The following is a 21,175-nucleotide window of genomic DNA, read 5'->3' as shown; positions in this document are numbered from 1 at the left end:
ATGGCTACAGACGCCACAATGAATTCAATCAATCCTGCAGATGATTTTTCAGAAATCTTGCGGGATCGAAATAAATATGCTGTCTCTGATTCAAATCAGATCGGTAACCGTGTGAATGGGGGATTCGATGAATTGATCATCCATTCCGGAGTCGATGCGAATCCGGCCGTGATTCTATTTTTCTGCCTGCTAAGCGCGATTCTGTTCGGTGGTCTTATTTTTGTGTTACAGGAAAATTTCCTGTCCACGTCGCTGGCATTTATGGTGGGAGGAATGGCTCCCATCGGTTATCTGATTTACCTTCGCAGCCGACGCCAGAAAAGAATCAACGAACAACTCTCCGATATGATTGACGAATTGGCGCGTGCCGCCAAGACAGGACGCAGTTTGACTCACTGTTTCATCAATGTGTCAGAAAAAACGCCTGCCCCATTAGGAAACGAACTCAAAGAATCTGCCCGGCGACTGGAAATGGGTGTCTCCATGAAAGCGGCTCTGGATGGGCTTTATGAAAGGACGGGCGTTGCTAGTTTGAACATTCTTTCTATGGCGTTGATCGTGCATCAGGAAACCGGGGGAGACCTGGTGAAAGTACTCGAGCGACTGGCACGAACAATCCGTGACCGTATGTTGTTTTTGGGGCGTCTCCGCACTGCGACCGCGGGTAGCCGTGCTACTGCAGTACTGATGATTTTACTTCCCCCTTTGATTCTGGGCTTCTTCGTCTTACGTGATCCCACTTATTTAACGACCTTGATGGCATCATCATGGGGACGGGGGGCGACGTTTACCGCTATTGCATTACAAGTCATTGGATCTTTATGGGTTCTGCGAGTTTTGAAAACAAGTCAACGTACCTGATCCAACACAATAAATATTCAGACCTGCCATAAATTGGCGAGGGCAACCTTATGTTTACACCAACATCAATTACAATTTTTTATGCCGCCTGTGGTGTTATCGTTCTGTGGATGTTATATCGCATCATTCGTAAACGAAATCAACGTCCTGTCGAGCACGAACATGAACGCGTTAAACCAGAGGCTGAAACGATTTCGCTGGAACATTCTGTCTCTTCGTCAGTTTCAACTCCCCCTTCCTGGGAAAAACGACAACTATTCTCTGCAGGAGACTCAACAAATCAAAACGCGGGGCACAAATTGCCGCCGATTGAGGCTGGCGATGTTCCAGCGATGGGAACTGATGATTATGTATTCGGGTCGGCGACCCCTGCTCTGGCTGAAATGATGCCGGAGTCGGATGGCCGACGTCTACAAACCAAAAAAGAACTTCAGGCTGCCGGCTATTATCAGCCCCACGCCCTCCAGAACTTTTCGGCGATTCGCTATCTGTCGATTCTGGGAACCCTGCTCTTTTTTGGTACGATCTTACTTCTCGCCCCGGAACGCTTTGAAATCCCGATTCTGATTTCAATGCTTCTGGTCCCAATTCTCGTCTGGGCAGTTCCCTTCCTGTTTATCACCAGCAAAGCTTCAGACCGAAGAAGTGAAATCGAACAGGGGATTCCAGACATGCTGGACATGCTGAATATGTGTGTCTCGCAGGGGATGACTGTTCCGCATGCTTTAAAGAAAGTCGTTGGCGAACTGGCAAAAGTTTATCCTGCTCTCGCCCAGGAAATCCGTATCGTGATTGAGCAATCATCAATCGGAACATTTTCGCAGGCGCTGTCAAATTTCAGTAACCGGATTGATGTTCCGGAAGTGCATTCCTTTGCCTCGTTGTTGATACAGACCGATCAAATGGGAACTAATGTAACGTCGGCTTTGCAGGAATACAGTGATAATATGCGTGAAAGTCTGTCACAACGGGCAGACGAAAAAGCGAATAAAGCGACATTCAAACTGCTGTTTCCGACAGTACTCTGTCTGATGCCGGCCATTTATATATTTCTACTCGGACCGGCAATTGTAGAGCTCTCTGACTTCTTCCACTCCGGCGGAAGCGACAGTCTGAACAGCACAACAGACTTGTTCCAGCAGGTGGGTACTCCACAATAATCCGCTTGATCTATGGAACACAAAAAAACGTCCTGACAGTTATGGTACTGCCAGGACGTTTTTTTATCATGATCCGATGTCATTTAAAGTAACGGCAGTTCCCAGGCTTTCCGGTATTCGCGTCCCAGTAATGAGTTTGCCAGTTCATTCCCGACCACGCGGTTTTGCGTGGGGTCGAATTGAATCTCTCGACCAGCCCGGTAGGCAACATTCCCCAAGTGACACAATGCACTGGAAGTGTGGCCAATCTCGATATCAGACGTTGGCTTGTTGCGTGTCTTGATACAATCAATAAAGTTCCGATGGTGCGTCGTTGCCTGATCGCTGGTTCCGGAAGTGACTGCCTCTTTCTGGTCGTAGACCTTCCAGCCTCCCCGGTCAACAATCAATGTACCCTTATCCCCATAAAAGGCGGCTGCAGCATTGCGACCTTCCATGCCATGCGTGCTCCAGAGGCGGTGTTCCCAGACAATCGTCTTTCCGGGATAATTATATTGAACCATCTGGGTATCCGGAGTTTCCTGATCATCGTCGAAGAAATATTTTCCGCCTGAGGCAGAGATGCGCTCCGGCAAATCGACATCAAGGCCCCAGCGTGCAATATCCAGCATATGCACGCCCCAGTTTCCCATTTCACCTGTCCCATAATCCCAGAACCAGTGCCAGTTATAATGAAACCGGTTTGGATTAAATGGACGGTTGGCGGCGGGACCCAGCCAGAGATCATAATTGACTCCTGCAGGAACTGCTGTATTTTTCTTTTTCCCGATAGATTTTCGTCGGTGAATAATCCAGGCTTTAGCCAGTTTGACCTCACCCAATTTTCCACTCTTTACGAAATCAACGGCTGACTGAAAATGAGCGCCGCTTCGTTGATGGATTCCGGATTGCACCACACGCTGATGCTTTCTGGCGGCTTCAACAATTCTCAGGCCTTCCGTCAGATTGTGTGAGACCGGTTTTTCCACGTAGACATCTTTGCCGGCCTGACACGCCATAATCGCCATCAGAGCATGCCAATGATCGGGTGTCGCGATGACGACCCCATCAATTTCCGGATCATCCAGAACCCGCCGAAAGTCGGTGACAAATTGTGGCGCAACCCCCTGACCTTTGTCAATCGATTTGACCGCAGCCGGAGCGACAGATTCATCGACATCACAGATCGTTTTGATACGTACATCGGGAAAACCGGCCATACTGGATGTCAGAAACTTTCCCTGTCCCCGGACACCAATGCCAGCCAGAACCACACGTTCATTGGGTGATGTTTCCGCCTGAGTCATTTCGCTGGTTAGCCCAACCACACCGGCAGCCATTCCTGCTGCCATACCAGCCGCATTCCGCGCACTCCGATCCAGAAACTGGCGACGATTCACATCTCGTTTCAGAAATTCCTCAACGTCCACAAAAAACCTCTTGCTTTAACTCGTTCTCACATGGGAACTTTTGAATTTGTTTCAGATCATGGATTTATTCTGTACAATTGACTGTCTATTATTATAACAGGTAAAAGAGCATTTTATATCCCTTCATCCTATAGAGAATACGCATTTCTGTCACATTTGTGGGCAGTCACTGATGTGTCAGGCGGAAAAACTGGTAGACAAGCTAGAATCCTGCCGTTACTAATAGAGTAGTAACAGCGCGGGACTGTCGTGTGGCAGCCGATTTCCCAGCAAGATAATCATCAAATTAACGCAGACGAAACAAAGAACTTGCAGTATGCCTATCAAATTTCGATGTCAACATTGTGATCAGTTGATGGGAATCTCTCGCTCCAAGGCGGGAGAGGTTGTTGACTGTCCAACCTGCGGCCTATCTGTACGTGTGCCTGGTCTGGATGGAGAGATTGCTCCAATTCCGCAACCGAAACTGGATCTCAAAGATGCCGAATTAACGAACGCACTCGATGAACTGGCAGCCATCGGCGCTAATGTCACTCTCGATAAACAACAGCATGTTGAGCCTGATTCAAACCTGCAACCTGCTGCCCCGGTGAATCCTGCACCACAGATACAGTCTCCGCACGAAGAAGCATTCAAAGCAATTCCCGTCAAATCAGTCAGTCCTGCTGTCGCCCCCCAACAAGTCGAATCAGCGAATCCGATTCAGCATCCTGAAACTCCGGTCGTACCCGTTAGTCAATTACCAGTCGAGCCGGCAAACCAGACCGAGATCAATCACGAAGAAGAATTGTCCAATCTGGCCAGTCTTGCACAAAAGCGTGCTTCGGACGTCCTGGCTGAAAAAAAGAAGAATCGACTGAAACGCTCAGCCAGATACGAACTGCCAACGAGTACCTGGATTATTATCCTGATCACGTTCGCCGCACTGACATTCTCCATCGGCCTATTGGTCGGGCGTAACATGTCGTCGCCCATCGTGCCGACTGTAAATGCAAATCAAAGCTAGACCAGCCTCCGGTCAAGCACAGGAATGTCAGGGGAACCCACGCGGGTTCTGCTCAAAGTAGAGTCTTGACATTCTCGGGAGGCCGACCAAGGATCGCTTTCCGGCCTTGAATGACAATGGGACGTTCTATTAATTTTGGATGTTCTACCATGATCGCGATCGCTTCATCGCGCGTCAGTTCGCGTTCCGCAAGTTTCAACTCGCGATAGATGGCTTCGCCTTTCCGCATTAACTCACCCGGTTCCATCTTTAATTTTTTCAGAATGGAATCCAGTTCTTCCGTAGTAGGAGGTGTCTTCAGATATTCGATCACCTCGGGCTTGATGCCCGCTTCTTCAATCAGCGCCAGCGTTTGTCGGCTCTTGCTACAACGGGGATTATGATAGATTTTCATTTTGCTGTTCTTTTTTCATCCAGCAACGCAGACAGTTGCGCTACAATTTCGGGGAGTTGCGTGTGCAGTTCATAGACGTCCCAACGATCAGAGGGCTTTTGATAAAGTTGCGTTTTCAGCGACTCATCCAAACATGAAGATTCTTCAGAATCTAGAGTTTCCCGATCTTCTCGTAGACAGAGATAATAAAATTCGGCAGTCCGTAATGCAATCGCGCGATCGCTGGCGGCATAAATCACGGGTTCCGAAAGTGTTGTCTGATCATGGAGTATTGTCAGTAAGTTCGATCCTGCACTCGTAATTTTCTCGCGAGCAATACCCGACCAGGATAACAGCGAAACAGGAATATCTGCCGACTGAGAGAGGAATTGCCGCCGCGTTCCCTGTTGCTCATTTTCCGAATCAAAAATCAACAGTGGGACATGCGTCGTTTCTTCAAACAATCCCCAGTTATCCACCTGCCTGACAGGCCCCAGCAATTCAGATCCGCCTCGCGCTGCAGTCACAATCAGCAAAAGTGACTGTGTCTCAGCATACTCCAAAAGTTGATCCAGCAGACGTCCAAACCATTGATCCAACAGTGTGACATACCCGGCATAGACGACTCGTGCCATCTGTCGTTCATGATCTTCCAGTTCAGACCACTCTTCAGGATTGGTAAACAATTCTGCGACAACGGTTACAAGTTCCTGCCAGTCTTCAACATCGAGGTCTGTCTCTGAATCCGAATCTGTTTCTGTAAAGTCTTCGTCGAACTGCTCAAGATCCTCTAAGGTTTCCGCTTCTTCCGAAGGTTCGTCTTCACTCTCTCCCTGATCAAGGACTTCATCCAGGTACAGTGTCGAGAAAAATTCGGGCGCGAGTGGCAGGAGCGGAACGCCTTCAGACCGAATCCAGATAAGTTGGTCTTGGGAACATTCCATCCATTCCGGCAGCCGCTTCAGGGCGGCTTGCATCAGTTGCGCAATCGGCGTGTTGACCTCACTGACCTTAAATCCGTTCTGGCCTGAAACCGTCTCAACCTGATCAAACTGATTGAAATAAGTTTCCTGCGCCCGGGTGATCGCATTCCGCCCGGTTTCACTATCCGATTCCAATAGTAAGGTGGATTGAACCCCCTGCTCCCGCAGATGCTCAAAGAGAGTCGCAACATGCTCATTCGACTGCGTTCCGAAGGCGCGGGGAATCGTTTGACCGGTCCACCACGGGCAGGAATTTTGTGATGAAAGATCATTTGCGAAATGCTGATCAAAAACAACAGAAAGAGAAGCCAGGCGATCGAAATTGGGAGTTTCAATCCACTGATGGCCATAACAGCCCAACATGCAGGAAGGAAGTTGCTCAAAACTGACGACGAATGCTTTTTTCATGGAATTGCTTGTACCACTTATGAACAAAGTGAATCAACCCATTCTTTACATTGCACCGCATACGCGCGGGCATCATCAGCCGTCACAATGCCTTCTGCCTGATGTACGGTAAAAAAGCTGTCATAGCCAACCGCCTGTAGTCCATCGACCACTTTCTGAAAATCAATCCCACGCCCACTCGCGTCCCAATAAGACAACAGCTGGAACGGGCGATCTCCCAGACACCAGGTTTCCAGATGATCCGGACCATCATCGGTGATCACCAGATTCTGCACATAAACATTCATCAGCCAGGGTAGTATCTGTCTCAATGTTGCTTCGCCGTATTCCTGACCACACATCAGCAGACTTGCCGGTTCATAAATCAAACCAACATTGGGACGATCGATCTGCTTGAGAACAGCAACCGATCGTTCGACTTCTTCAAACAGACAAGCAGGATGAAACTGATGCACCAGCTGCATTCCCCGCTCCGCAGCCTGATCCGCGGCCCGTTGCGCATGGACAATATCTGCCTCGGTTTTCAAACAAATACGAACCATGCGGCTGCCCAGAACTTCTGCCACGTGCAGACTGGGTTCAATATTTTTAAGAGCATCGGGCGCCTGGTCGTTATTTTGTGGGATATTTAAGTCGGCAGTGACCATGGAAACCACGAGCCCCGCCTGATCAACAATAGAACGAACCTGTTCCAACTCTTCTTGCGAACTATGCACGCCTGCCACGCTGGCACGCATACACAATGCAGAATATCCCAAGTCGGCAGCGATCGCAGTAATTTCTGAAAAGGGGATGTTTAATTTCGTCTTGCAGGCAGCTTCAGCGATCCTCACTGAAAGTGACAGTTTCATCGTATGGCCTTCAATTCATCTTCGGAATCAATTTGAGGGAGTAACTTGTACTCTACGAGAAACAACGGGAACAGGCAATTTCCCCGCAGCCCATTCTTTAGCAATTTCACTATTGGGATAAGCCGACTCAACTTCCACGTGGTACGTTTGCCAACTGCCTCCTCTGCCGCCACGCATCAATTGATCAGCATTCTTTGCTTTCAGTTTGATTTTCTTGCGAATTCCCACTTCCGGTAAATACCACTCTGCATAGGTGCCCGCATCAGTCTGTACGGTGACATGAAACGTCATCGGACGAAATGGCGAGATGTTCTGTAGCCAGCCTTCAATGCGAGGCGGCGCAAGACGTGAATAGGAGGTTGCCGTCATTTTCACGATGGCCATCTCCTGTTTGTGTTTTTCCAGATGCACAGTTCGATCATCCAAGGGGGGCAATTTCACTTTTTGATCCAGAATTGCTCTCACCAGTTTCACCTTAAACTGGAGATGCAGGGATTCCGGACGAACTTTCATGATTTCGACAAACTCATCATATTGCTCCTTCGGCGTTAATTTTTCGAAGGGCTCTTTTGATGAAATATTTTTTATGTATTCGACATATTCTTTCGGATACTGGGTAACCAGCATCCAATGTAATCCCCAGGCGTGGACGTAGGCATCGCCAGATAAAATACTTCCACTGAAGGCACCATTGTAGGAAACCACATGCCCCCAGTTCAATAATTTAGCGACTCCAGAAAGCAACGCATAATGAGAATTAATTCGATCAGGACTGACATTTATACGATCCCCTTTGCCTTCAAAACCAGTGGCAATGCCTTCCATAAACCAGGACGGAACCGGCGCCAGCCGCTTGGCAACTCCGCGATTGGTTGTCTGCAAATGAATGGCTTCGTGTAACGGCGTTTCAAAAGAACTGCACTCACTCATTCTGAGAATCAGGTTGTTGGAAATATGCGAATAATAGGCGAGTACATTTTCAACTCCTTCTCCGAGCGAAGACGTTTCTTTGGCATATTTTTCAAAATCGTCATCCGACTCGAAAATGAGCATCGCCATCGGAAACTCATATTCCTTCAGATCAATATTCATCTTTCGGGCATAGGTCTCGAAGATGACCTCCACGTTATGCATGAAACGCCCTGCCTTTTCCAGGAACGTTTTAACGCGTAGTTCGGTTCTATCAGAACCATCCAGTGGCGCCGCCAGCACAACGCCAACGACAAACGGCTCCTGTAGATGAAAGCGGAATTTTTCACTACCAAACTTTTTCAACAACCCCTCCGACATCTGCTCGGCAGTCAGCGGTTGCGGTGCTGCTTTGAGAACCCGTTTTTTAATTTTCCCCTGCGGCACCATTTCCAGATAGCCATCTGGTTTCAACAGGCCATGCTGCATCTCTCCACGATATTTCCCCGAACCGTAGAGCGTTGCTTCAATCGTCTCGGTCTTGCCCGACTCATCCACGTATGTGAAGAGGTCAGCCTGAAGATTGGTAATCCCCAAAGTGCAAGTGAAGGTAAAAATCAGCAGGCTTACAATGTATTTGAAAATGCCGTTTCGCATGGTTTTCCTTATGTCGTTAATTCATTATTACCAGATAATGCTAATGGACAGTCTCTGGGCGTTTTTAGTTCGTTTTTATGGGAACCAGTTGCAAGGCATCGACAATGACATGCCCGTTGGTCCCTTTATTGGTAATCACCAGAACTTCCTGTTTTCCTTTTTCAAACGCAAATCTTCCCAGTGAATGATATTCACCTTGATTCGGTTTTTGTCGCTGATTCACCAGAATCGTTTTGGAACCATTGGAATGCTGGACGGTATAGGGGGTATTTGTGGCTCGATTGGAATTAGGTGCGTAATAAACGCGAACGTTGTACAAACCGCTTTCGGGGATGTTCGCGGAAAAAGTGACCTGCATTTCCCCCTTGTTGCTATCGCTATCATGCTGATATCCATACGCAACATAAGGAGTATTCGATGAACTTTTTTTCCAGCCTAACGTCGCTTTGGCATCCCGGTCATCAACTACAATCCCTTTTAGTTGAGCAACGCGAATCGGGGGAACACGTCGCGGACCATTCCAGGCCAGAACCTGTTTATCCTGTAATAGTCGCTTGCGCAGCTGGGGATAGTCAATATCCTGTACAGCTTTGTCCGCATCGATGGCCTGACAGGCGGCTGTCGCCGCGGATTGCCCGAGCACCATGAAGACTGGTTCCATACGAATCGAACCATAGGCGATGTGCGATGCGGCCATCGCGACCGGAACCAGTAGGTTTTCACATTCTGCTTTTTTCGGACGAATCGAACGATAGGAAATCGGATAAGGATGCGGCACCCCCACCTGGACGTCGCCTTCATTCAATGTTTTTCCATTGATGGCATAACGCTGCTGATTGTGCGAGTCCATTGTGTAAGCGGCCATTCCTACGCTGTCTTCCGCTACGATTTCGGACATACAGTTCTTTTCCGTCATCACATATTCCGAAATCATCCGCCGCGCTTCGCGAATGTAAAGCTGGAACGGCCAGCCCTCTGTATCCTGGAATTCGTCTTTGGCCGGCTTCCAGGTCTGAAACTTCTTGCGAACTGCTGCGGGAACCCGAGGGGAATTCGCCAGCGTCCACATAAGTCCCTGCTGGTAGGTTAAATGCTCCTGAATAATCTCCGCACGCTTCTGATAGTCGGCATTTGGATATTCGTAATTCATCCCGATATTATCAGTTGAGATCGCAAAGTTATTATTCGTATCGGTTTTCCGGTTCGGCATCAGGCTGGGTGCCCAGGGAGCACGATGGTCGCCTGCTTCAAAATTTCGCAGCAATAGTTCATAACGCAGTGGATCATAATTGTCGGGTTTCACCCACTCCCGCTGATTTTCTGGAACATCGGTCGTACACATCCGAAAACAGTAAGCCTGCACGCGATGATCGCCTTCGCCATCCTCACCGCCGGGACCTTCCTGCTGGACTCCCGGCAATAAACCACTTTTCGGATCACCGGGGATGACATACGGATCAACTGGTTTGATAAACTGATGATAAACGGCATTTTGAGTTTGAATTCCATTGAGTGTTTCACCATATGTCACATTTGATTCACGTCCGACATGGTAGGATACGCCGGCAACCGCCATCAGGTCACCTTCGTATGTTGCATCTATGAATACCTTACCATTGATGACCAGACCACTTTCCATTTTGATGGAACCGATGCGTGCCCCTTGTTTTTGAACACCCTGCTTCAGGTCCAGACGCTGACGTTTTAAAACCGGCACCGACTCATCATCGAGCATTTTTTCAAATGTTGCTTCGGCTACATGTGGCTCGAACGTCCACATTTCCGCTTCATTACTCTTTTTGCGACGGCTTTGATACTCGGATGCTTTCTGATAGATCCAGGATTCAGGTTGACTGTAATGCGTACCCAATGCGCTGTAAAACTCGCGGGCAATCCCCCCGATCGCCGCCTTATTTCCAATATCCGTCGCCCCCAGGCCTCCGGAAGACAACCCTCCCAGATGGCTTCCCGGCTCGATTAATAACACAGATTTCCCCATTCGTTTTGCCTGAAGGGCCGCGGCTATCCCTCCGGAGGCTCCACCGTAGACGACAACATCATAAGCAGGCTGTACCTGGCTCGGCTTGATTTCCTTCGCATTCACTGTCGTAGTAACGACGAATAACAGAATCATTACTAACGCGGGGCGGACCATTTTCGTATAAACAGAGAGCATTCCCTAAACCTCACTACGATGACGGAGTTAATTAATCGGATGTGAAAAACCAGCTGACATGTTTACATGCCCCTGTTCAGTCCATCATAATCCTTGAACAGGGATTTAAAAACCGGTTCGCCCGAAAACTGTATTTATGCCAGACTTAAATTGTTAATTGTGTAAGCAATACCATTTACGACGATTCCTACATATAATGAAGGATGTTCCTTTTTGGGAACACCCCGTGTATCCGTTCCTCATTCATCCCCCAGACACAGCAGGCATTCATGATATTTGATTTCCTCAATCCGATGATGCTACTCGGCCTGCTGGGGATTTCATTACCCATCCTAGTGCATTTGCTTAGTCGTAAGCGCTACGACATCGTACACTGGGGAGCGATGCAGTTTCTGGAACTGGGTCGACGCACCCGGCGCCGCATTCGTCTGGAAGGCTGGCTGCTGCTGGCTATTCGCATGCTCTTGATTGCACTCATCACGTTTGCGCTCGCGCGTCCCTGGATCTCTGGCGGCTTTTTATCAAAATTTATCTCCACACAATCGCGAGACGTGGTCTTCATTATAGATGGTTCCTACAGTATGGGCTGGGAGGGAGAAGCGACCACGCCGCATTCTGCCGCCATACAATGGATTCACCGTTTTATGGAAGAACTGAACTCGGGAGATACCATTACCGTCATTGATGCCCGCGACCAACCGCGACTCGTGACCGAGTCTCCCACGCATCAGTTCGAACTGGTGCGGGAAAAGTTGAATCAGCTGCCTCCCCCCTCCGGTTCATCCAATCTGGCCAATTCGGTTTCCAAAGCCATTCAGACTCTGAGTACAACATCGAATCTGGAACGGGAAATTATTGTCCTCACGGACGACCAGGCGTTCTGCTGGTCTCCACAAGACACCATTCTCTGGGATCAGGTGAATGACCTGCTGCAGCAATCGGCGGTCCCCATTGATCTATGGGCGACTAATGTCGCAGGAGAAAAGAATCAGGGGGTTCAATCCAATTTACGGGTCGAGAAATTAACCGTCTCCCGTGAGGTCTGTGTGAAAAATCTCCCCGTAAAAATCGCGACCACCATCCGCTACGATGGCCCTGAACCATCGCTGATCTCTCCGGTCTATTTTGAAATCGATGGCCAGCGGATCAATGAAAAAACACAATCAGTGAAAATTGAAAATCATGGCGAATCCGCCATCGAATTCCAGCATCGCTTCGAAGACGAAGGAACCCACGTCGTCAGCGTTGTATTGGAACCGGATCAACTTCCGGGCGATGATCGTTCCGATGCGGCCTTGCATGTCACCAGCGCCCTGCCGGTACTGCTGGTCGATGGCACCCCCAGTTTTGACCCCACACGCAGCGAAGTCTTTTTTGCTAATCTGGCACTCATGGCTCCCACAAATCGTACCCCCTGGATCCAGACGACCATCATTGAAAAAGAACAATTGAATGCCGAGATCTTAAAAAATCAAGCGGTCGTCATTCTGGCTAATGTGGACACCCTCACCGAAACACAAGCGGGCGATTTGATTGACTTTGTCAATCACGAAGGGGGAGGCGTGATGATTGCGCTCGGAGATCAGATCAACCCCGAGCAATATCAAAAACTGTTATTTCACGCGGAAGGCTTGATCCCCGTTGAGCTCAAAGCGAATGAATCGAATCCGGGAATCGACTTTGGCAATTTGATTCAAATCAACTCAGATAGCCTGCAAACTCCCTGGCTCACTCGCTTTCGCGGTGAATACGCCAGCGGCCTGACATCAGCCCGGTTTAACCACTGGTGGGATGTCGAAGTGCTTGATGCAGCCGTTGAACTTCCTGAAGAACAGGCTGAGAAATCGGAGACCAAACCGCGATCAACGCCTGTCAAAATCGCTGAACTGAGTAATGACAAACCGCTGCTGTATTTAATGAACCACGAGCGCGGTCGCGTGTTGCTGCTGACGTCATCACTGGATGCCGACTGGAATAATCTGCCGACCAAACCCGATTATGTTCCCTTTCTGCATGAAGCCGTGTTCGAACTCTCTTCGGGGCGCGTGTTCCGCAACATTAATACTGACGAACCCATCGTCGTCCCGGTACCAGCCAAGACAACAATCGAACAGTTCGAATTTCTTGACCCGAACAACAATCCGGTAATCGGTACGATTGATCCCTCTGCAAACGGGGCAACATTTCAATCTCAAAATACGTCGCTGCCTGGCATCTATGCTCTGAATCCCAAACAAGGCGTGAAAACCGAATTGAAATCTGATCGCTTTGTCGTGAATTTTGACCGCAGTGAATCGGATCTGACGCCACTCACCGAAGCGCAACAGAAAAATTTGAGTGACGATTATCATTTGACATTTTTCAAAACACTCGATGAACTGAAACAGGCGATGTTTTCAGACGTTTCGGAAACGGAATTTTGGAGAGTTTTATTATTGATCTTCCTGCTGCTAATGGTGGGAGAGCTATTTCTGACAAGACGACTGGTACAGGGTGGACATGCCACTCTATCTGATAATAATCCCCCCGATTCTACTATTTAAGATCTTTGCTGACATGAGTGAACGGCACTTCCAGTTTAACAGTTTCGAATTGAGCGGATGGACGATTGTCAGCGTCTGCGCCGTCGTGCTCGCGCTGGTCACCATTGTCCTGCTCTTTCGCTACGAGCGACGGCTGGTTGCGCCTAAAGTAGGAAATATACTGATCGCGCTGCGCGTGACAACACTCATCTTCATTCTGCTCACATTTCTGGAACCGGTACTGACCTGGTCTTTCAATACGGAAAAAACAGGGCGGCTGGTTGTTGCCGTCGATGTCTCCGACAGTATGAACACCCAGGATCGTCATGCCAGTGATCTGGAAAAGCTGCAACTGGCACGAGCGTTGAAAATGATCGGCAACGATCAGATTAACGATCGACTGGATCGCTGGGAAAACGCGTACTCTTTAAAACAGGAACCGCCGTGGGTCGATGAAAGCGAAACGGCTAATCCGGAGAAAAGAGCTCAACTCGGGGCTAGTCGCAAACAGAATCTTGAAGAAATTTTTGCGGAAATTGACAAACTGTCCCGTAAGGAAATTGCACAAAAACTGTTATTGAATCCTGCCAATCCGATTTTGGAGAAACTGCAGCAGCGGGGACAGGTCGACCTCGTCCTGTTTGCCGGCGAGGCGGTTTCGGCTGAGAAAACAACACTGGAAACCGGGCTCGATCAAGTTCCGGATCAGGTCCATATGGGCTTATCTAACCTCTCGCAGGCGCTCAAAGCCTCCACGGGTAGTAGTGAATCCGGAGCCTCACCAATTTCCGGATATATCCTGCTCACAGATGGTCGCGACAACAGCCAGCTCAATCCGGTCTCCACGGCGGAGCAACTGGGGCAAATGCAGGTGCCGGTTTACCCTGTGATTCTGGGTTCTTCGCATCAGCCGAAAGATATTTCGGTTGCTGCCCTCGATTATCCTCAAACGGCATTCAAAGACGACAAACCGTTACTCAAAGCCCGCATTGGTACCAGCGGCTATGAAGGCCAGGAAGTGCGCGTGGTCTTGAAACAGAACGACCGCGAAGTGGCTGTGAAAAATTTTAAGTCTCAGGGCATCAGCAAACTGCTTGAATTTGAACTCAATTCCGGAACACTGGGGCGACAGGAATTCAAAGTCGAAACGAATCTCCTGCCGGGAGAAACCCGCGATGACAACAATGAAAAGAGCTTCGCAATCAATATTGTAGATGATAAATCGCGTGTGTTGCTGGTCGAAGAAACAGCGAGGTGGGAATTCCGGTTTCTGCATAACGCTCTGGAACGTGACAAACGGATTGAGCTGCAGCAGGTTCTGTTTGAGCAACCTTATATGGGGCTCCTGCCGCAGCCATTTTTTCCGAATCAATTATTGATTAAAACCCAACCCGATAACGAACAGCTGAACCTGGAAGAAAAAACCCATCCCTTCGCAGATAAAGACCTGATTATCATCGGCGATGTTTCACCAGAGCATCTGGAAAACTGGGAGCACATCCAGACCTTCGTCGCCGATCAGGGAGGAACACTGGTTTTGCTGGCAGGGAAGAAATATCTGCCTCTGGCACACCAATCTCCAATTCTGAATGAACTGTTGCCGCTCAAAAATCTGAAAGTGGTCGACTGGAACCAGGGAAACTTCAAAGTACCTCCCGCCGAGCGAGGCATGCGGCTGCAACTGACGCCCGAAGGAGAAGCAGAACCGCTGTTCCAGTTTGACGTGAATCCGGCAACCAACCGGGATATCTGGAAACAGCTTCCAGGACACCTCTGGTTCCTGCAGGGAGAATTGAAACCGGGCGCTTCGGTATTGGCTTATGGTATTTCACCGTTCAATGCGCCACTCGATGAAGAGAAAGATGGGGTGATCATTCAACGGCAATACGGTTCCGGAAAAGTGATCTGGATCGGCATCGACAGCACCTGGCGCTGGCGGTATCGAGTAGGAGACCGGTATCACCACCGCTTCTGGGGACAACTGGCGCGCTGGGCTGCCCGCAACAAAGCATCCGCCGGCAATGAATTCGTCAAATTCAGTCTGAGCAAGACTGACATTGATGCCGGAGAAATCACGACTGCGACGGCACGTTGGACCCAGGAATATCTGAACCGATTCCCGGATGTGAAAACCAGCGTGACCATCTCCAAAGCATCCGAGCCAGACAAAGTCATTGCCTCATTTGATCTCAACAGGCAAAAGAACCAACCAGTGATCCATGAAGCAAACCTGCCCTCACTTCCTGCCGGAGAATACCAGCTGAAACTGATCACCTCGCCTGAAGTTGCGGAGGGAAAAGAGATCACGACACCGCTGTTCGTCCATGAAATTAAAACCATTGAACTGGGCAATCTGACTTCGAACCCACAGTTGCTATCGGAAATGGCAAAATCCAGTGGCGGCAAAATGCTGACACCCGGGACTCTCGATCAACTGCTGGATCTATTGCCCAATTTAAGCCAGGAAACGACCAGTCAGGACGAAATTTCTCTCTGGGACCACTGGCTGATTCTGACCCTGATCATGGGGATTCTTACGGTAGAATGGGCGATTCGCAAACTGAATGGCTTGCCTTGACAAGATTTTAGGCTCCAAACGGCTTTTTCAGCACGATTTCACACCAGATCTTGTTACAATATCAGGGTACCCGGTCTGCAAGGGCCGTTCGCCTCAAAATCATTCAACCACCATTTCTGCTGAGACAAACTATGGATGGGCAGTTAGATCATTTTGTTAATGAACTGAAACGTCAGTTGAACCAACTCGATCGTAGAATCCGCTCTCTGGCTCTGCTTCGAGGCATGGGTTTCATTGTACTCGTTCTGATCTGTCTGGTCACGTTGCAGATCAGTCTGGACTTTCTGTTTTCTCTGGGTACGAAGGCGCGGATTGTATTGAGTTCGTTTTCTGTCACGGTACTCGTCGCCTGTGTCTGGTTTGCGATGCTGCGTCGCGTCTTTCATAAAAGAACGCCGGTAGAATTAGCTGCGATTGTAGAAGAATCGCAGTCTGCTCTGAACGAACGGCTGACATCGGTACTGGAATTATCCACCGCACAAAATGAATCCAGTTCGGTTGTGATGCGAGAGCGTCTGGCCAGAGAAACCATTGCTTCGTTGACGACCTTCAATATTTCTGACACAGTCCCCTCTGATCGCGCAATGCGTTTTATCATGAGTGCGGGCATTGCTCTATTGATTTTTTTGACGCCACTGTTGATCTGGCCTGACGCTTATCGTCTGCTACTCTCGCGGAGTGTCATTCCCTGGGGAAATTTCGCGACAGTCAGTTCGCTGTACTTTGACGTACAACCCGGCGATGAAACGGTTGCCCGCGGTGAAGATCTGCAAATTATCGCTATCCCACACTGGCACACCAAACAACCCGGGACAATCGGTGAAGTCTGGATTGAATGGGAAGATGCCAAGGGAGAACAATTTTCGCGACGGATGGATCTGGATCCGGAAGCCGGCCATTACCTGACTCAATTCTCGCGTCTACTGACGGGATTCCAATATAAAATCACGACTGATCGCAGCCGCAGCAAACAATATGCAATCCAAATCGCAGAGCCACCTTCAATTTTAGAGACTCAGTTAACCATCGTTTCGCCTGAATACACCCAGACGAAACAACAGGAAATGACGGTTCTTCCCAGCGAAATCAGTGTCCTCGAACAGAGTCAGCTCACGATCAATCTGACCTTTGATCGCCCTGTTTCAGAAGCAATACTTCAGTACCAGCTTTATACATCTGGTGCGAATCCAGAAGAACGTCCCCCGGTTGAGCAGAAATTGTTTGTTTTGAGTGATGACCTGCTGACCGCCCAATTAGAATTCCCGGTTCACAAAAAGAGTTTTCTGTTTCATATCGCACTCACAGGTCAAGAAGGCAATCTACAGACACAGACATCAGAACATCTGGTCAAAGTGGTGCTTGACCGCGCACCGGAAATTGAACTCTCGATCTATGATCAGCCGGAGTTTTTCAAACCAGAGGACAGCCTGACGGTACCCGTCAAAGTCATTGACGATTTTTCTGTCGAAGAACTGGAAATCCATGTTAAGAAACTGGATGAAAAAGCAACCATCACTAAAGTTCCCGCCGAATTGCTGGGCACCGCTTCCGTGGCCTATGAATTCAAGATTCCACTTACTGACCTGCAGGCACAGCAGGCTGATATTTTCACCTATCGCGTACGTGCAGTCGACAACCGCGAGGTTCCCTCTCCCAATGTGGTCTGGTCGACACCCCGTGTCTTCGGAATTGATAAAAACGCGGAAGAGCAGCTTTCGGCAGGCGTCATTTCCCGCCAGCAAAAATTACGTGATGAACTGAGAAAAATTCAACAGGACTATAAAGAACATCAGCAGAACGTAGATCAAAAGATTGCCGATCTGAAAAAATTAAAAGAGCAGGATCAACTTGCTGCCGGCGATCAGATTGAACTGCAAAAAATGACACAAGAGGAACGCAAGCTCGCCCAGCAACTGGAAAATGTGGCAAATGAGTTTCTGCAACTTCCCCTCTATCAGAAACTGGCAGCACAAACACAAGATGTGGCGCGAACCGATTTCGTTAAGAATCATGACACATTGAAATCTGCGGCGAGCTCAGAAACGGTCAAACAGGCGAAGGCCGACCTGAAACCCGTGCCCCGAGCCATGACCGCTACCGAGAAAAAACTCGAGAATCTTGTTCAACAGTATGAAAAACTGGTGGAACTGGAAAATGATTTACTGAATTTGAACCGACTTGCGGAAGAGACCGACCATCTCGCCGATGACCTGCTGGCATTCAACGATAAACTGGAGTCCACAACTCAGCAACCCCAGGCCAAATCAGACAACAAGCAACCGCAGGCGGGAGAAAAAAATGAGCAAAATCCTCCATCACCAGAACAACAGCAGGATCAGCCTCATCAGAAGCTGACACCGGAAATGGAAAAGGAACTGGCGAATCTGCAAGCGGAACTGAAACACCGCCAGGCCAGCCTCGCGAAGGATCTGGACAAGCTTTTAGAACGCAGACCCGAGTTGGTTGATGCTGCTCGTAACCATCAGCTAAAACAACTCGATTCACTGGTTAATCAAACCTCACAGCTGGTTGAACCCCAACAACAGCTGGCTGAAGCGATTCAGCAGCAGGCGCCGGTCGCAGCGAGCCGGCCAGATGCCGCTGCCCCCCAACAACAGGCGGCCCCACAAGAAGCGACGCCTTCCGGGCAAGCTTCACCGCCGGCTGCCAACGGGAACGAACCACAGACAGCCGCCTCAAATGCCGCCAATGCAGAACCAGCGGCCAACGTCCAACCGGCCGAAGCCAACATGAGTGGTGAACCATCACGGGCTAAAGCGGAATCCGTCCGCAATTTACAAAAACAGCAGCAGATGCTGGCCCAGGCAGCAGCCAATCTTGCTCTAGAAACCGCACAACAATTTGGTCCCGAATCGGAGCCGACCCGCAAAGCGACACAACTCGCAGAAGAAGCGATCAAAGCACAGCAGGCAGCTAATACCGGCCAACTTCATGAAGCAAGTCAGGCCGCTAACCGCGCAGCGAAAATGGCCGAGGCGATGATGCAGGCTCAACAGTCCAAAAAAGAAGAATCGACAGAACGCGATGCCTTCCTGGAACAGGCCGAACAAATGGCTAACTTGCAACAGGAGTTAGCAGGAAAACTGGCGCAGGCTTCCAACTCGGAAGAAATGCGTCAGGAAGCCTTGAAGAATTCACAGAAAGCCCTCGCCCAACAGACACAGGCGTTATCCCAGCAGTTGGCAGAGACTTCTGAAAAACTGGAAACCGATCCGATCAGTCTGAAAAAAGAGAGTCAACAGGCCGAACGAACACAGAAAAAAACAACCGAAGCCGGCCAGGCGATGCAAAAAGCAGTCGAAGGGCTCTCAGCGGAAAATCTGTCTCAGGCAGCAGAGCAGGCACAGCAGGCAGCCCAGGCACTTCAAGATGCAGCCCGCAAAGCACAACAGGCGGGAACCCAATCTCAAAAAGAGTCTCCCGTACCTGAAAAAGTAGGCGATCAGGTTACTGATGCTGCCCGACAACTAAGAAACGCACAGAAGCAGTTGGAGCAAACTCCCGAATTCAAAAATGCCGGCGATCAGACAATGGCACAGAAAAAGGAGACTGCTCCCCGCGATGCGAATTCAGATTCGAAGCAGGCAAAAGCGTCTGAACAAAAACAGGATGGTTCCCAGGGACAAGATCAGAATAGTCAGACAAAAGCGGAACCCGGCGACGATTCACAATCCAGTGAACAGCAGGCTTCCAAGAATTCTCAAAACCAGAGTCAGCAGTCAGAGAAAGGAAAACCATCTGCTTCCAAAGAAGCAGCCGAAGCACTCAAACGGGCTGCGGAATCCCTTTCACAGGCGGCAACCGAATTAAAGTCGAAAGCCCAACAGGGTTCTGATCCAGGTAAAGGACAACAGTCCCAGACTGCTTCTAAAAATATGGCACCTGGTAAAGGACAAGGAGAAAGTGAAGGAGGAGGCGCCAAAACCAGTGTGGACTTTTCCCAGCTCAAAACCAAATTAAAAGCGATGTCGAGCCGTAACTGGGGTGAACTTCCCGGCAATCTCGATACGGAAATTCTTCAGGGCTCTCGCAGTCGAACTGATCCGGAATATGCCCGCTTGATCAAACATTATTTTGAAGCGATCGCCAAATCCAAATCCGACAGCAAGTAAGAATATTTTGCGTTATGAATAATAGGAAAAAACTCATGTCGCGATGGCTGGCCGTATTTCTGCTTTTGGGATTCTCCCTGGAAACGACTACTGTTTGCCGGGCGCAGGGACTTGATCAACAGAAAAAACAGCTCGACGCAAGTATTCAACGGGCGGTGCAATTTTTATCCAAATCGCAACAGCCTTCCGGCGCCTGGTCATTTAATTCTTATGGAGAATCGACGGCTGCAACTTCGCTGGCCATTATGGCTTTCATGGCAGCCGGTTATGTTCCGGAAGAAGGCCCTTATGGCGACCAAATCAATAAAGGCATCGACTGGGTACTGGCTCATCAGATCGACAATGGTCTGGTCGTGCATCATAAAAGTCACGGACCGATGTATAGCCATGGGATTAGTACGCTGATGCTGGCGGAAGTTGCGGGTATGCTCACCGGGGAACGCGAAAAAAAATGCCGCCAGGTTCTGGAACGTGCCATTAAATTGATTGTCTCTGCACAGGATATTTCCAAAGATAAAAGAAACACAGGCGGCTGGCGATACACCCAAACCAGTAAAGACAGCGACCTCAGCGTCACTGGCTGGCAGTTATTAGCCCTGCGTGCCGCAAAGAATATCGGCTGTGATATTTCCGCTGACCATATCGATAAAGCAGTCGCCTACGTGCGACATTGTCGCGGGCGAAACAATGTCGGGTTTGCTTATCAACCCGGCGGAGCCCCCAGTGCCACGCGAACCGGCACCGGTATTCTCGCTCTGGAAATTTGCGGGAAACATCATACACAGGATGCCCTGCAAGCGGGCGATTATCTCGTGCAACGTCCGTTACATCCGGATGAATTTTATTATTTTTATGGCGCCTATTACTGCAGTGTCGGCATGTTTCAGATGGGGGGAGAATACTGGAAAAAAACCCGGGCAACCATCGTTCCCCAGTTATTGGAAATGCAAAAGCATGATGGCAGTTGGCTGGCGAACAAAGGTAGTGAAAAAGAAGCAGGGAAAGTCTATGCCACAACACTGGCTGTCCTCGCACTTGCCGTCGAATACCAGTACCTGCCCATCTATCAGCGCTGAATTCACCCTGCTGCTGTGGTGAATCCGGTATCAAAGGACTCTGGAATCAGACCAGTCGCTAGAATCTTCTGGA

General features: G+C 49.3%; 13 protein-coding genes. 7 read left to right on the top strand and 6 right to left on the bottom strand.

Annotation, left to right across the window (positions count from 1 at the left end):
- Both Enr17x_RS05715 and Enr17x_RS05710 read left to right on the top strand, forming a co-directional pair.
- Window positions 1–861 carry a type II secretion system F family protein gene (locus tag Enr17x_RS05715; protein WP_145306729.1) on the top strand — a complete coding sequence of 287 codons (861 nt, stop codon included), beginning with the start codon at window positions 1–3 and terminating at the stop codon, window positions 859–861.
- A 50-nt stretch (window positions 862–911) separates the two neighbouring features.
- Complete coding sequence (locus Enr17x_RS05710) at window positions 912–2,021, top strand: type II secretion system F family protein (RefSeq protein ID WP_145306727.1); 1,110 nt, start codon at window positions 912–914, stop codon at window positions 2,019–2,021.
- Between the two features lie 83 nt (window positions 2,022–2,104).
- Here Enr17x_RS05710 and Enr17x_RS05705 read toward each other — a convergent pair whose 3' ends face one another.
- Window positions 2,105–3,430 (bottom strand): Gfo/Idh/MocA family protein, encoded by a 1,326-nt coding sequence (locus Enr17x_RS05705; protein WP_145306725.1) that lies wholly within the window; start codon window positions 3,428–3,430, stop codon window positions 2,105–2,107.
- 316 nt (window positions 3,431–3,746) lie between these two features.
- Here Enr17x_RS05705 and Enr17x_RS05700 point away from each other — a divergent pair, with 316 nt between their 5' ends.
- Window positions 3,747–4,436: a hypothetical protein gene (locus tag Enr17x_RS05700; protein ID WP_145306723.1), complete on the top strand. Its 690-nt coding sequence runs from the start codon at window positions 3,747–3,749 to the stop codon at window positions 4,434–4,436.
- 52 nt (window positions 4,437–4,488) lie between these two features.
- Here the strand turns inward: Enr17x_RS05700 and arsC are convergent, their stop codons facing one another.
- The 5 genes from arsC to Enr17x_RS05675 all read right to left on the bottom strand — a co-directional run bounded on the left by arsC (window position 4,489) and on the right by Enr17x_RS05675 (window position 10,793).
- The gene (gene arsC / locus Enr17x_RS05695; protein WP_145306721.1) at window positions 4,489–4,830 is read right to left on the bottom strand and encodes an arsenate reductase (glutaredoxin); all 342 of its coding nucleotides are present in this window, start codon (window positions 4,828–4,830) and stop codon (window positions 4,489–4,491) included.
- Window positions 4,827–6,200 carry a sulfatase-like hydrolase/transferase gene (locus Enr17x_RS05690; RefSeq protein WP_145306719.1) on the bottom strand — a complete coding sequence of 458 codons (1,374 nt, stop codon included), beginning with the start codon at window positions 6,198–6,200 and terminating at the stop codon, window positions 4,827–4,829. Before Enr17x_RS05690 ends, arsC begins: the two co-directional genes overlap by 4 nt.
- A gap of 17 nt (window positions 6,201–6,217) precedes the next feature.
- Entirely contained in the window at window positions 6,218–7,051 is an 834-nt protein-coding gene (locus Enr17x_RS05685) for a sugar phosphate isomerase/epimerase family protein (protein WP_145306717.1), read from the bottom strand.
- 27 nt (window positions 7,052–7,078) lie between these two features.
- Entirely contained in the window at window positions 7,079–8,617 is a 1,539-nt protein-coding gene (locus tag Enr17x_RS05680) for a DUF1570 domain-containing protein (RefSeq protein WP_145306715.1), read from the bottom strand.
- A gap of 64 nt (window positions 8,618–8,681) precedes the next feature.
- The gene (locus Enr17x_RS05675) at window positions 8,682–10,793 is read right to left on the bottom strand and encodes an FAD-dependent oxidoreductase (RefSeq protein ID WP_145306712.1); all 2,112 of its coding nucleotides are present in this window, start codon (window positions 10,791–10,793) and stop codon (window positions 8,682–8,684) included.
- A 269-nt stretch (window positions 10,794–11,062) separates the two neighbouring features.
- Between Enr17x_RS05675 and Enr17x_RS05670 the strand changes: the two genes are divergently transcribed.
- The 4 genes from Enr17x_RS05670 to Enr17x_RS05655 all read left to right on the top strand — a co-directional run bounded on the left by Enr17x_RS05670 (window position 11,063) and on the right by Enr17x_RS05655 (window position 21,102).
- Complete coding sequence (locus tag Enr17x_RS05670) at window positions 11,063–13,336, top strand: BatA domain-containing protein (protein WP_198000985.1); 2,274 nt, start codon at window positions 11,063–11,065, stop codon at window positions 13,334–13,336.
- Window positions 13,337–13,349: 13 nt separating this feature from the next.
- On the top strand, window positions 13,350–15,893 hold the full coding sequence (locus Enr17x_RS05665; RefSeq protein WP_145306708.1) for a vWA domain-containing protein: 2,544 nt from the start codon (window positions 13,350–13,352) through the stop codon (window positions 15,891–15,893).
- A gap of 131 nt (window positions 15,894–16,024) precedes the next feature.
- Window positions 16,025–20,026 carry a hypothetical protein gene (locus tag Enr17x_RS05660; RefSeq protein ID WP_145306706.1) on the top strand — a complete coding sequence of 1,334 codons (4,002 nt, stop codon included), beginning with the start codon at window positions 16,025–16,027 and terminating at the stop codon, window positions 20,024–20,026.
- A gap of 35 nt (window positions 20,027–20,061) precedes the next feature.
- On the top strand, window positions 20,062–21,102 hold the full coding sequence (locus Enr17x_RS05655) for a prenyltransferase/squalene oxidase repeat-containing protein (protein ID WP_198000984.1): 1,041 nt from the start codon (window positions 20,062–20,064) through the stop codon (window positions 21,100–21,102).
- Window positions 21,103–21,175 lie beyond the last annotated feature (73 nt).

The organism is Gimesia fumaroli (genome assembly GCF_007754425.1).
GTDB classification, from domain to species: Bacteria; Planctomycetota; Planctomycetia; order Planctomycetales; family Planctomycetaceae; genus Gimesia; species Gimesia fumaroli.
Note: the sequence above shows the minus strand (reverse complement) of the source record. Positions and strands in the feature narration are given on the sequence as shown.